Raw genomic sequence first — 12,359 nt, 5'->3', positions numbered from 1 at the left:
CCGGTTCCAGCCCCCTTTTCGCAAGGTCACGGCGCGCCCGACATTGCGGTGGGCAAGGCCCACGCATCCGGCTAGTCTGCCCGCGAACAACAGGCGAGCCCGAGAGACCGGCATGACACAGCCCCTCCCCCCCAGAACCGCGCGGCACTGCGCCGCTTTGCTGCTGGCCATCGCGGCCTTGGCGGGCTGCGAGACGACGGCACCGGCCACGCCCCGCCCTGAGCCGGGAGTGCTAGAGGCCACCCGCAACGGCCCCGCAGGCGCGCCGGAGGGAAGCTGCTGGGGCCGCACGGTCAGCCCTGCGGTGATCGAGACGGTGACCGAACAGGTCGAAGTGACCCCGGCCAAGATGAACCCCGATGGCAGCATCGCCAAACCGCCCGTCTACAAGACAGAGACCCGGCAAGAGATTGTGCGCGCGCGTGTCGACAACTGGTTCGAAACGCCCTGCCCCGATGTGCTGACGCCCGAGTTCAACAGCACTCTGCAACGGGCGCTAGAGGCGCGCGGGTTCTACGCGGGGCCGATCTCCGGCGAGATGGACAGGGCAACTCGGACAGCCGTCCGCCGCTATCAGGCCCAAGAGGGGCCGAACAGCGAGGTCTTGTCGCTGACCACCGCCCGGGCGCTCGGGCTGGTCGCAGTGCCCCGGCAAGAGGGCTGAGCCCGGAACGAAAAAGGGCGCCCGCAGGCGCCCTTTCCGAACCGTTCCGGCAGATCACTCCGCCAATGACAGCGCCACGAAGCGTGGGTCGCCTCCGCGGCGGACCAACAGCAGCAGAGAGCGGCGGCCCGCCTCTTTCGCCGCGGCGATCCGAGCTTCGAGATCGGCAATGCTCGACACCTGCTCCTGCCCGGCCTCGGTGATGATATCGCCCATGCGCAGGCCCTTCTCGAAGGCCTCCGATGTTTGATCCACATCCGTCACGGCAAGGCCGGTCATATCGTCATCGGCCCCAAGCTCCGCGCGCAGCTCGTCTGTCAGCGGCATCAGGGTCAGGCCCATCAGCATGGTCGACTGCGGCTCGGCCTCGGCCCCCTCATCGGCGTTGTCATCCATACCGGCAGGAACCGCACCATCAGCCTCTTCGCGGCGGCCAAGTACGACCTTGATGGTCTGGGTCTTGCCGTCACGCAGCACGGTCACGCGCACCGTCGCGCCCACGGGGCTGTTGCCCACCTGACGGACGAGACCACGGGTATCGACCACTTCGACACCATCGAAGGATTTGATCACGTCGCCGGTTTTCAGCCCCGCCTCACGCGCCGGACCTTCCGGCACATCGGTGATCAGGGCGCCAACGGCTTTCTTGAGGCCCATGGCATCGGCCACGTCATCGGTCACGTCCTGAATGCGCACGCCCAGCCAGCCGCGGCGGGTCTCGCCGTATTCCTGCAGTTGGTCGATCACGCGGGTGACCACATTCGACGCCATCGAAAAGCCGATGCCGATGGAGCCGCCGTTGGGCGACAGGATCGCGGTGTTCACGCCGATCACCTCACCATCCATGTTGAACAGCGGCCCGCCGGAGTTGCCCCGGTTGATCGCGGCGTCGGTCTGAATGTAATCGTCATAGGTGCCCGACAGCGCCCGGTTGCGGGCCGACACGATGCCAGCCGAGACCGAGAAGCCCTGTCCGAGCGGGTTGCCCATGGCAATCACCCAGTCACCCACCCGCGCGGCGTTACTGTCACCGAAAGAGACGAAGGGCAGCGGCGCGTCCGCTTCGACCTTCAAAAGCGCGATGTCGGTTTTGGGGTCGGTGCCGATGACCTCGGCGACCAGTTCCTCGCCCGAGAAGAATTCGATGGTGATCTCATCCGCGCTTTCGATGACGTGATTGTTGGTCACCACATAGCCGTCTTCGGAAATTACGAAACCCGAGCCAAGGGCCGAGGAACGGCGGGGCCGGTTGCCCTCACCATTGTTGCGGTCCTGAAACTCGCGAAAGAAGTCTTCGAAGGGCGAGCCCTCGGGCACGATGCCCTGCGGCCCGGTGCGGCCCTCAACCGTGGTGGAGGTGGTGATATTGACCACCGAAGGGCTGATCTTCTCGGCCAGCGGGGCGAGGCTTTCGGGTTTGGCCAGCGCCATGCTGGCTTGCAGGATCAGGAGGGTCAGCGCCATCACCCCCATTGCCATCGCTCGCATCCATTGGGTGTGTTGTGCTGTTGTGGACAGGGAAACCGCCTTGGCCTGCATTCATCGTCTCCTGATTGTTCCTGTTGTTGCCAACGTGGGCAGAGTGCATTCCGAAAGGACGCGCTGCAACAGCAAAGATGGGGCCGATCACGGGCATTTCAACGGTGGGGAGTGTGACGATTTGCGGCTTCGGCCCGCCATGCCGGGGGTGAAACCAAGCGGTTCTCGGCCCCTCGCCTTCGACTTCAGACCCCCAGTTGGAAGGCAAGCCAGACCAATATCAACCCGGCCACCACCACCAGCGCGCCAAGCTGGCGCAGCGCCGCCTCGGGGATGCGGCGGAGCATTTCAAGCATCTGTTCCAAAAACGAAGGGGCCAGTGCGTACACCAGCCCCTCGAATATCAGAACCGACCCTAAAGCCAGTAGAACTAGGCTCATTCGTCAGTCGCCACTGGCAGGTCGCTGTCTGCCTCAGGTGCGGCTGGCGTTGGCGTGGTGGGGGCCGCGGGGGCCTCCTCCTGCGTGCCTTCCGCAGCGGCGCTATCTTCTTCCGGCGCAGGCTCCACCGCCTGTGCATCGGCTGCGGGTGTCTGCGGTGGTGCAATCGCATCCACAGGGGTCGTGGCGCTGCGATCCGAGCGCAGGTAGTTGAAGAACTCACTGTTCGGCGACATCACCATGGTGGAGTTCTGCCCCTGCAACGCCTGCTCATAGGCGCTGAGCGAGCGGTAGAATTCAAAGAATTCTTGATCCTTGCCATAGGCCTGCGCGAAGATGTTGTTCCGCTGCGCGTCCGCCTCACCTTCGATGATCCGCGCGTCACGGCGGGCTTCCGAGAGGATCTCTTCGTAGGTACGATCGGCAAGGGCGATGACACGCTGCGCGGCTTCGCGGCCACGGGCGCGTTCGTCGGTCGCTTCACGCTCACGCTCGGCGATCATCCGTTGCAGGGTTGCGTCGAAGTTCTGCTCGGGCAGGTTTGTCTGACGCAGACGCACATCCACCACCTTGAGGCCAAGCGCCTGCGCGCGGGCATCGGCGCGAACACGGATCTGCTCCATCAGGTCGGCCCGTTCGGGTGACAGGATGGTGTTTGAGGTCACGCCCTGCGAGCCAAGCACGGCACGGATTTGGCTTTCCATGATGCCGCCCATCTCGCTTTCGGCCTGACGTTCACCGCCTGCACCCAAAGCTTGCCGGTACTGCACCATATCGTCGATGCGGTAGAGCACGAAGGCGTCGATCTCAAGACGACGGTCATCGGCGGGGGTGACTTCGATCACCGGGGTTTCCAGCGACAGGATGCGATCTTCGTAGCGCACGACCTCATCCAAAAGCGGGACTTTGAACCCGATGCCCGGCTCGTTGCGGACCTGTTTGATCTGGCCAAAACGCAGCACCAGCGCTTTTTCACGCTCGTCCACGACAAAGACAGCCGAAAGGACACCCACGATGGCGATCACCAAGATGGGAATGATAAGACTTGTTTTCCGCATCAGTTCGACCCTCCGCCGCGCCGCAATTCATTGAGTGGCAGATAGGGAACAACGCCCTGCCCGCCTTGGCCGCTGCCGTTTTCGAGGATGATTTTATCCACGTCGCCCAGCACCTTTTCCATGGTCTCAAGATACAGACGTTTGCGCGTCACGTCGGGCGCATTGCGGTATTCTTCCAAGACGGCTTCAAAACGGCTGGCTTCACCCACAGCATCGTTCACGACGCGGGCGCGGTAACCTTCGGCGGCTTCCAGAAGCTGCGCGGATTCACCGCGTGCCTCGGCAGTGCGCCGGTTGGCATAGGCGTCGGCCTGACGCTCCACACGGTCACGCTCCTGCTCGGCGGCTTGCACGTCGCGGAAGGCATCGACGACCGACTGCGTGGTGGTGTTGCCATTGGCATCGGTGACCTGCACGGACTGGCTCGGCGGGTCGACCTTGTTCACGTTGACACGCAACACGTTGATGCCGGTGTTGCGGTTGTCGAGGGTGTTCTGGATCAACTCCTTCACCCGATCCGCCACCGCGCCACGATCCCGGTTGAGGATCGGCGCCAGTTCGGATTGCGCAATGACTTCACGCATGGCGGATTCCGAGATCGCCCGGACCGAAGCTTCGGGATCGCGCAGCGAGAATTTGAAGTCACGCGCGTTCTTGATGTTCCAGACCACTTGGAAGTCGATGTCGACGATGTTCTCGTCCGTGGTCAGCATCAAGCCTTCGTTGCCGCCGCCGCCGCGCCGCACGCCCAACTCCTCGGTGCGGTTGGTGGTGACGTCGAAAACCTCCGCCGTGACCAGCGGCCAAGGCGCAAAGTTCAGACCCTCGGTGCCGATGCCGGAAAATTCACCCAAGAACAGTTCGATCGACTGCTGTTCAGGCCGCACGGTGTAGAAGCTGGCAAAGCCCCAAAGCGCCACACCGGCCAAAAGCGCGATGCCAATGGTCGAACGTGTCACGCCCGGCCCACCAGTGCCGCGGCCGCCGCCGCCGGTGCCATTGCCCCGGTCGCCGCCACGGCCCCCCATCAGAACGCGCAGCTGCTCTTGGCCCTTGCGCACCAAATCGTCGATCTCGGGCATCTGCGGGCGGTCACCGCCCTGCCCGCGTGGACCCTGCGGGCCCTGCGGCCCGTCGTTGCGGCCCCCGTTGCCCCGGTCACCGCCGTTGCCCCGGTTGCCGCCTCCGCCGCCCCCCCAGGGGCCTTGCGAATTTCCTGCCATTGATATGTTCCCCTCTGGGCCGCCCATGCGGCCTATCGTTCCAAAAATTGTACGCTTTCGCGTGATATTCAAGCCGTGCGAGTCGGATTACGCATGGTCACCAGTTCTTCGGACATGGTCGGGTGCACCGCGCAGGTGGCGTCGAACTGCTCTTTCGTGGCGCCCATCTTGACCGCGATGCCGACCATCTGGATCAATTCGCCCGCGTTGGGTGCGACGATATGACAGCCCAGCACCACCCGCGTGTCGGCGCAGACAATGAGTTTCATCAGCACCCGGTCGGCCTTGCCCGCAAAAGCGCCCTGCATCGGTTTGAAAGAGGTCGCATAGACCTCAATCGGCCCCGCCTCCCTCGCGGCCTCCTCGCTCAGCCCCACGGTGCCCATCTCGGGTTGGGTGAAGATCGCCGAAGGCACCAGATCATGATCCACCGGCGTCGGGTTGCCGCCAAAGACGGTCTCGACAAAGGCCATGCCCTCGCGGATCGCCACCGGGGTGAGGTTGATGCGGTTGGTCACGTCGCCGATGGCATAGACGGAAGGCACCGCCGTCTGGCTGTATTCATCCACCTCGATCTCACCGCTGCGGCCCAGTTTCACGCCCAGGTCTTCCAGCCCCATGTCATCGCTATTGGGGCGACGGCCCGTGGCAAAGAGCACTTGGTCGAACATCTTTTCGGTGCCGTTGGTCGGCTTGACCTTCATCGGGCCGCTGCCGTCTTCGTGGCTGGGCGTCATCTCCAGAATGTTCGTGCCAAGATGCAGGTCGATCCCCTTTTCCTGCATCATCTCGGCCACCATGCCGCGGGCTTCGTCGTCAAAGCCGCGCAGGATTTGCGCGCCGCGGTAGTATTGCGTCACCTCGACACCCAAACCGTTGAGGATACAGGCGAATTCACAGGCGATATAGCCGCCGCCGATGATCAGGATCGACTTGGGCAGTTTTTCAAGGTGGAACAGATCGTCGGAGACCAGCCCCAGTTCCGCATTCTCGATCTCGGGGCGCACGGGGCGGCCGCCGCTGGCGATGAGGATGTGTTTCGCGGTCTTCTCGGTGCCGTCGGACAGGGCCACGGTATGGGGGTCCTTGATCCGCGCGCGGGCGTCGAATGTGTCCACGCCGGAGTTCTTCAGAAGCTTGCGATAGACGCCTTCGAGGCGGTCCAGCTCAGTGTTCAGACGGCCTTTGAAATCATGCCAATCGAAGGGCCCGGCTTTCAGATCCCAGCCAAAACATTTCGCCTCATCCACCACATCGGCATAGCCCGAGGCGAAGACCATCAGCTTTTTGGGCACGCAGCCCCGGATCACGCAGGTGCCGCCATAGCGGTCTTCCTCGGCCAGACCGACCTTGGCGTCATGTTCGCCCGCTGCGACACGCGCCGCACGCACACCGCCCGAGCCGCCACCGATGACAAACAGGTCGTAGTCGAATTCATTCTTGGCCATTTGGCGCCTCTCTTAGTCGTTTTGGGTCTTGCGCGGGATCGCGCATATTTCGGTCTTGCGCGGGGTCGCGCGTGTCTCGCTTTGTCGGCACTAATCGCTCAGGTCGGAAAATAGGTTGTCGGTCTCGACGAATTCCAAACGGTCGGTCGCCACGGTGCCTTCATTTATGTCGCGCACCTCTACCCTGCCATCCCCGTAGCCGATCACAACCGCGTCACAGATATCTATGAACAGGCCGTTTTCCACCACGCCGGGCATCTGGTTCAGCACCAGCGCCAATTGCCGCGCGTTGCCGATGCGCCCCAGCCGCAGGTCTAGGATATAGTTCCCCTCGTCGGTGATGAAAGGCACTTCGCCGTTCATCCGCAGGGTCGAGCTTTGGCCCAGCACATCCATTGAGATCAGCGTCTCTTCGACCAGCGCCTGCGTGGTCTGCCAACCAAAGGGAATCACCTCGATCGGCAGGGGGAATGCGCCCAGATGATGCACCTCTTTGCCGATATCGGCGATCACCACCATCTGGTCGCTGGCCGTCGCCACGATCTTTTCTTGCAGCAAGGCCCCGCCGCCGCCCTTGATGAGGTTCAGGTCGCCGTCAAATTCATCTGCCCCGTCAATCGTCAGATCGAGCCATTTCGCCTCATCGAGAGAGATCACCTCGATCCCCACATCCCGCGCCAGTTGCGCGGTGCGCGAGGAGGTCGGCACGCCTTTGATCCGCAGCCCATCGTCGCGCACCATCTCACCCAGACAGCGCACCAGCCACGCCGCCGTCGATCCGGTGCCAAGCCCCACGCGCATCCCGTCTTCCACGAATTCGCACGCCCGTTTCGCGGCCACGAATTTGGCCTTGTCGATCGGTGATAGGTCTCCGGACATCGGGTGCTCCCTTGCAGGCGTTTGCCGCGTTATAGGGCGAATTGGCATAGGGTGCGAGGGGCAAGTCGGCGGTTTTTGGCGGTGCCCGTGGCGACAGGACGGTCAGAGCGCACGGCCTGTCGCTTTCGGCGCGCCACGGGGCGGCGGGAAATGGTTGGATCGACCCACACCGCTTGCAATGCGCCAGAGGTCTGGGCGATACCCGTTCCACCGCGCCCCGACACCCGCAACCATAAAAGGGTCCGCCGCCTGATGTTTCTTTCGGTCTTCGACATGTTCAAAGTGGGCATCGGCCCCTCGTCTTCGCATACCATGGGGCCGATGGTGGCGGCGGGGCGTTTCCTTGACCAAATGCGCGCATCGCCCTTCCAATTCGCCGGGCTGCGCGCCTCGCTGCACGGCAGCCTCGCCTTTACCGGCGTCGGCCATGCGACCGACCGCGCCACGATCCTCGGCCTCGCCGGGTTCACGCCCGAGGACTATGACGCCGATGCCGCTGAAAAGGTGTTGGAAGAGATCAAACAGACCCGCCGCATCAACGTCGACGGTCTGCCCGAACTGCGTTTCGACCCTGAGCGCGACATGATCTTTGACTACGACACCAAGCTTGCGGGCCATGCCAACGGCATGATGCTGATGGCCACCGATGCCCAAGGCGACGTGACCTTACGCGAGACCTATTATTCCATCGGCGGCGGCTTCGTGATGACCGAAAAGGAACTGGCCGCAGGCAAGGACACGGATGAGGGCGCGCCGGTGCCCTTCCCCTTCAAGTCCGCCGCGGAAATGCTTGAGATGTCGGCCAAATCTGGCAAAACCATCGCGGGTATGAAACGCGCCAATGAAGAGGCGCGTGGCGGGGCCGAGAACCTGCGCGCCGGGTCGAAACGGCTGTGGCAGGTCATGCGCGACTGCATCGACCGGGGGCTAACCTCCGAAGGCACCCTGCCCGGTGGGTTGCAGGTAAAACGCCGCGCCAAGGGCATCTACGACGCGCTGATGGCGGAGCGCGGACAGAACCAATCCGCCCCGCATACGATCAACGATTGGATGAGCGTCTATGCCATGGCCGTCAACGAGGAGAACGCCGCCGGCGGGCAGGTCGTGACCGCGCCGACTAACGGGGCCGCAGGCGTGATGCCCGCCACGCTGCGCTATTACCTCGACCATGTCCCCGGCGCGTCTGAGGCGCATATCGAAGACTTCCTGCTCACCGCCGCCGCGATTGGCGGGCTGGTGAAATACAACGCCTCGATCTCAGGCGCCGAAGCAGGCTGTCAGGCCGAAGTCGGCAGCGCCGCCGCCATGTCCGCCGCCGGGCTCTGCGCCGTGATGGGCGGCACCCCGCAGCAGATCGAAAACGCCGCCGAAATCGCGCTGGAGCATCACCTCGGCATGACCTGCGACCCCGTCAAAGGGCTGGTGCAGGTGCCTTGTATCGAGCGCAACGGCCTGGGCGCGATCAAGGCGGTGTCGGCGGCCTCTCTGGCGCTGCGCGGCGACGGCACCCATCTTGTGCCGCTCGATGCCTGTATTGAGACCATGCGCCAGACGGGCGCGGACATGAGCGAGAAATACAAGGAAACCTCCCTCGGCGGGTTGGCGGTGAATGTGCCGAACTGCTGAAGCTGCGCAAATTTGCACAGGCCCCGTTCGCCGGGGCGAATTGTTGAGGTGACCGTCGCCCCCTATCTTCCGAGCAACTGCAAAGGAGAGCATCATGTCCCTCAGACCCACATTGGAAACCCGCCGCGCCACGCCCACGATGGAAGGCGCCGGGGTGAAACTGCACCGCGCTTTCGGCTTCCACGACCCGTCGGAGCTTGACCCCTTTCTGCTGTTCGACGACTTCCGCAACGAGCATCCGCGCGACTTCGAGAAAGGCTTCCCTTGGCACCCGCACCGCGGGATAGAGACGATTACCTATGTGCTCGAAGGCACCGTGGCCCATGCGGATTCGCTCGGCAATACCGGCGATCTGAACGCGGGCGACGTGCAGTGGATGACCGCCGGCTCGGGCATTCTGCACCAGGAGATGCCGCGCGGAAATGCCAATGGGCAGATGCATGGCTTCCAGCTATGGGGCAATCTGCCCTCGGCGCAGAAGATGACCGCGCCGCGCTATCAGGATATGAAATCCGCCGACATCCCGGTGGTGACCGATGACGATGGCACGCGGATCAAGATCATCACGGGCGAGTTCTGGGGCAAACGCGGCCCCGTCGACGGTATTGCCGCCGATCCGCAGTATCTGGATGTTTTCGTGCCTGCCGGGGTCAAGAAGACCTTTCGGATCGACACCTATCGCCGGGCCTTTGCCTATGTCTTCCAAGGCGCGGGCGCTTTCGCCGATGCCTCCGCCCCTTCGGGCGTGCTGCTGGAGAAAGAGGTCGCCGGCGAGGAGGTCAACATCCGCGACATGTCAGGCGACCGGACGCTTATCCGCTTTGGCACCGGGGATGAGGTCACGGTGCAGGCCGGGGAGGAAGGGGTGCGTTTCCTGCTGATCTCGGGCGCGCCGATTGAAGAGCCGGTGGCGTGGCACGGGCCGATCGTGATGAACACCCGTGCCGAGATACAGCAGGCGATGCGGGATCTGAACAACGGGACCTTCATCCGCCCCGCCCATTGACCCAAAGGGCCGTGGCCGCTCAGGCGGTCACGGCCTTGCGCACCATGTCCCAATACTGTGCGACGACCTCGTCCAGCGAAAGCCGTCCGCCCGCGCGGTACCAAGTGTTCACCCCCGTCAGCATGGCGATGATCGCCAGCGTCACGATCTTGGTGTCGGCGACGGCGAAATCGCCGCTCGCCACCCCGGCGCGCAGGATCGCCTCCAACCGATCCTCATAGTCGCGGCGCAGCCGCTCGATCACGGCGAAATTCTCCTCCGTCAGATTGCGCAACTCCATATAGGCGATAAAAACCTCATCGGGCCGATCCGCGTGAAAACGGATGTGAAAGGCCACGAAATCCTGCAACTGCTGCATGGCGGGGCGGTTGGGGTCATGGGGCGTTTCGGCCAGCAGGTCGGTCATATGCGCCTGCATCAGGTCGAACAGCAGGCTCTGCTTGTCGGGGGTGTAGTTATAGAGCGCCCCGGCCTGCACGCCGACTTCGGCGGCGATGGCGCGCATGGACACGGCGGCATAGCCGCCCCGTGCGAAAAGCCGCAGCGCGGCTGCGCGGACACGCGGGCCGGTGATATCGGAGTGGGAGCCTGTGGTTCTTGCCATGGCGGCAATTTAATGAACAAGCGTTCAAAAGCAAACCCCGCTTGCGCGAAGAGCACGGCTGGGGCAGAACGAGGCATGACCCAAGCGCGCCCGCCCCGCCCCCTCTCGACCATCGCCCTGTTTCTGGGCGTCTCGCTGCTGGCGGGCTGCACGCAGTTTCCTGAACTTGACCGCACCATCACGCCTGAACTGGAGGCCGCCCCCTACCCCGATCTGGTCCCGATCGACCCGCTCTTGGCCAAGGCCACCGCCGGGCGGATCGACCCGGCGCGGACCGAAGCGGCGCTCACGGGGCGTGCGGCCAATCTCGAAGCCCGCGCGGCGCGGCTGAGCCGCACGAGCACCCAATCCGCCAGTGCCGCACGGGTGGCGCGGCTCAGAGCGCGTGCCGCCGAGCTACGGCGCGCCCGCCAAGCCGCCGAGGACAGCGAAAGCGCTGAATAAACGGGCATCCCCGTGATGCGTATGCGCGTTGCACGCAGGCGCCGAACCCGCTACATCGCGGCTATGCCCGGCCCCGCCTGCCGGGCCTTTCGGATCAGACCAGAAGGACCACCGCCATGTCTAAGCCGCTTCGCCTCGGGATTGCCGGATTGGGAACCGTGGGCGTGGGTGTGCTGCGCATTCTGCGCCAGCAGGCCGCCCTGTTAGAGGCCCGCACCGGCTGCGCGATGACGGTCTCGGCGGTTTCGGCCCGCACGCGCAACAAGGATCGCGGGCTGTCACTCTCTTCCTATGATTGGGAGGATGACCCCGTCAAACTGGCGACCCGCGATGACGTGGATGTGTTCGTCGAGCTTATGGGCGGCGCGGACGGCCCCGCCAAGGCCGCGACCGAAGCCGCGCTGGCGGCGGGCAAACATGTGGTCACCGCGAACAAGGCGATGCTGGCGATACATGGCCAAGCGCTGGCCGAACAGGCCGAAGGCGCGGGCGTGGCCCTGCGCTATGAAGCCGCTGTGGCGGGCGGCATCCCGGTCATCAAGACGCTGATGGAGGGGCTTGCCGGGAATGAGATCACCCGGATCATGGGGGTGATGAACGGCTCGTGCAATTACATCCTGACGCGGATGGAGGACTCGGGCAAAACCTATCAAGAGATTTTCGCCGAGGCCGATGGGTTGGGCTACCTCGAAGCCGATCCGCAATTGGATGTGGGCGGCATCGACGCGGCGCATAAGCTGGCGATCTTGTCCTCCATCGCCTTTGGCACCAAGATCGACTTTGACGGCATCCAGCTTGAGGGGATCGAGCGAGTCGCCATCGAAGACATCCGCGCCGCCGCCGACATGGGTTATAAGATCAAACTGCTGGGCGTGACCCAGAAAACCGGCCGCGGGCTGGAACAGCGGATGATGCCCTGCCTTGTGCCGCAGACCTCGCCTTTGGGGCAGCTTGATGGCGGCACCAATATGGTGGTGATCGAAGGGGATGCCGTGGGCCAGATCGTGTTGCGCGGTGCCGGTGCGGGCGAAGGGCCGACGGCCAGCGCCGTGATGGCCGATGTCTGCGACATCGCGCGCGGGCTGCGCGGGCCGGTCTTTGGCCAGCCTGCCGAGACGCTTGAACAAACCACCCCCGCCAGCAGCCAACGCCCCGCCCCCTACTATCTGCGCATGGCGCTGGTCGACAAACCCGGCGCTTTGGCGAAAATCGCCACGGTGCTGGGCGAAGCGGGTGTGAGCATTTACCGGATGCGCCAGTATGAACATGCGGATGTCTCGGCCCCCGTGCTGATCGTGACCCACAAGACCAGCCGCGACGCGCTGCTGGAAGCGCTGGCAAATATGGACAAGACCGGCGTGCTGGCCGGTGAACCGGTGGCGCTGCGGATCGAAGAGGTCTGAGGCTGAGGGCCATCTCCTGCCCGCGGGCCGGCGATGAGACGGTGCTTCGTGCCACATTCTGGCTTAACCATGGTGTGCGCCCGCG

General features: G+C 64.1%; 12 protein-coding genes. 5 read left to right on the top strand and 7 right to left on the bottom strand.

Annotation, left to right across the window (positions count from 1 at the left end):
* Positions 1-112: 112 nt before the first annotated feature.
* Positions 113-664, top strand: coding sequence for a peptidoglycan-binding domain-containing protein (locus ACGYLX_RS02700; protein WP_168612720.1), 552 nt, complete (start codon positions 113-115; stop codon positions 662-664).
* Between the two features lie 54 nt (positions 665-718).
* Here the strand turns inward: ACGYLX_RS02700 and ACGYLX_RS02695 are convergent, their stop codons facing one another.
* The 6 genes from ACGYLX_RS02695 to rpiA form a co-directional block, all read right to left on the bottom strand.
* A complete protein-coding gene (locus ACGYLX_RS02695; RefSeq protein WP_394448079.1) occupies positions 719-2,152 on the bottom strand; it encodes a Do family serine endopeptidase in 1,434 nt (477 codons plus the stop codon).
* 236 nt (positions 2,153-2,388) lie between these two features.
* Positions 2,389-2,583, bottom strand: a complete 195-nt coding sequence (locus tag ACGYLX_RS02690) for a DUF2065 domain-containing protein (RefSeq protein ID WP_120351421.1) — start codon at positions 2,581-2,583, stop codon at positions 2,389-2,391.
* Positions 2,580-3,641: a protease modulator HflC gene (hflC, locus tag ACGYLX_RS02685; RefSeq protein WP_168612718.1), complete on the bottom strand. Its 1,062-nt coding sequence runs from the start codon at positions 3,639-3,641 to the stop codon at positions 2,580-2,582. Before hflC ends, ACGYLX_RS02690 begins: the two co-directional genes overlap by 4 nt.
* A complete protein-coding gene (gene hflK / locus ACGYLX_RS02680; RefSeq protein WP_394447224.1) occupies positions 3,641-4,864 on the bottom strand; it encodes an FtsH protease activity modulator HflK in 1,224 nt (407 codons plus the stop codon). The genes hflC and hflK overlap by 1 nt, the downstream gene beginning before the upstream one ends.
* Positions 4,865-4,932: 68 nt before the next feature.
* The gene (gene gorA / locus ACGYLX_RS02675) at positions 4,933-6,312 is read right to left on the bottom strand and encodes a glutathione-disulfide reductase (protein ID WP_168612717.1); all 1,380 of its coding nucleotides are present in this window, start codon (positions 6,310-6,312) and stop codon (positions 4,933-4,935) included.
* A gap of 90 nt (positions 6,313-6,402) precedes the next feature.
* Positions 6,403-7,191: a ribose-5-phosphate isomerase RpiA gene (gene rpiA, locus ACGYLX_RS02670; protein ID WP_067266197.1), complete on the bottom strand. Its 789-nt coding sequence runs from the start codon at positions 7,189-7,191 to the stop codon at positions 6,403-6,405.
* Positions 7,192-7,443: 252 nt separating this feature from the next.
* On the opposite strand from rpiA, the gene ACGYLX_RS02665 reads away from it, so the two are divergent.
* Both ACGYLX_RS02665 and ACGYLX_RS02660 read left to right on the top strand, forming a co-directional pair.
* Complete coding sequence (locus ACGYLX_RS02665) at positions 7,444-8,817, top strand: L-serine ammonia-lyase (protein WP_168612716.1); 1,374 nt, start codon at positions 7,444-7,446, stop codon at positions 8,815-8,817.
* A 94-nt stretch (positions 8,818-8,911) separates the two neighbouring features.
* Positions 8,912-9,823, top strand: coding sequence for a pirin family protein (locus tag ACGYLX_RS02660; protein ID WP_168612715.1), 912 nt, complete (start codon positions 8,912-8,914; stop codon positions 9,821-9,823).
* Between the two features lie 19 nt (positions 9,824-9,842).
* Here ACGYLX_RS02660 and ACGYLX_RS02655 read toward each other — a convergent pair whose 3' ends face one another.
* Entirely contained in the window at positions 9,843-10,427 is a 585-nt protein-coding gene (locus tag ACGYLX_RS02655) for a TetR/AcrR family transcriptional regulator (RefSeq protein ID WP_394447221.1), read from the bottom strand.
* Between the two features lie 75 nt (positions 10,428-10,502).
* Between ACGYLX_RS02655 and ACGYLX_RS02650 the strand changes: the two genes are divergently transcribed.
* Together ACGYLX_RS02650 and ACGYLX_RS02645 are read left to right on the top strand one after the other, a co-directional pair.
* The gene (locus ACGYLX_RS02650; RefSeq protein ID WP_394447220.1) at positions 10,503-10,871 is read left to right on the top strand and encodes a hypothetical protein; all 369 of its coding nucleotides are present in this window, start codon (positions 10,503-10,505) and stop codon (positions 10,869-10,871) included.
* 116 nt (positions 10,872-10,987) lie between these two features.
* Positions 10,988-12,274 (top strand): homoserine dehydrogenase, encoded by a 1,287-nt coding sequence (locus ACGYLX_RS02645; protein ID WP_067266207.1) that lies wholly within the window; start codon positions 10,988-10,990, stop codon positions 12,272-12,274.
* The last annotated feature ends 85 nt before the right edge of the window (positions 12,275-12,359 follow it).

This window comes from Sulfitobacter sp. 1A13496 (genome assembly GCF_043557225.1).
In the GTDB taxonomy this organism is placed as follows: Bacteria; Pseudomonadota; Alphaproteobacteria; order Rhodobacterales; family Rhodobacteraceae; genus Sulfitobacter; species Sulfitobacter faviae.
This window is presented reverse-complemented; position numbering and strand designations above follow the sequence as displayed.

Coding starts and splice junctions, on each gene's coding strand:
- ACGYLX_RS02700 (WP_168612720.1), top strand. CDS start 113: ATGACACAGCCCCTCCCCCCCAGAACCGCGCGGCACTGCGCCGCTTTG.
- ACGYLX_RS02695 (WP_394448079.1), bottom strand. CDS start 2,152: ATGCGAGCGATGGCAATGGGGGTGATGGCGCTGACCCTCCTGATCCTG.
- ACGYLX_RS02690 (WP_120351421.1), bottom strand. CDS start 2,583: ATGAGCCTAGTTCTACTGGCTTTAGGGTCGGTTCTGATATTCGAGGGG.
- hflC (WP_168612718.1), bottom strand. CDS start 3,641: ATGCGGAAAACAAGTCTTATCATTCCCATCTTGGTGATCGCCATCGTG.
- hflK (WP_394447224.1), bottom strand. CDS start 4,864: ATGGCAGGAAATTCGCAAGGCCCCTGGGGGGGCGGCGGAGGCGGCAAC.
- gorA (WP_168612717.1), bottom strand. CDS start 6,312: ATGGCCAAGAATGAATTCGACTACGACCTGTTTGTCATCGGTGGCGGC.
- rpiA (WP_067266197.1), bottom strand. CDS start 7,191: ATGTCCGGAGACCTATCACCGATCGACAAGGCCAAATTCGTGGCCGCG.
- ACGYLX_RS02665 (WP_168612716.1), top strand. CDS start 7,444: ATGTTTCTTTCGGTCTTCGACATGTTCAAAGTGGGCATCGGCCCCTCG.
- ACGYLX_RS02660 (WP_168612715.1), top strand. CDS start 8,912: ATGTCCCTCAGACCCACATTGGAAACCCGCCGCGCCACGCCCACGATG.
- ACGYLX_RS02655 (WP_394447221.1), bottom strand. CDS start 10,427: ATGGCAAGAACCACAGGCTCCCACTCCGATATCACCGGCCCGCGTGTC.
- ACGYLX_RS02650 (WP_394447220.1), top strand. CDS start 10,503: ATGACCCAAGCGCGCCCGCCCCGCCCCCTCTCGACCATCGCCCTGTTT.
- ACGYLX_RS02645 (WP_067266207.1), top strand. CDS start 10,988: ATGTCTAAGCCGCTTCGCCTCGGGATTGCCGGATTGGGAACCGTGGGC.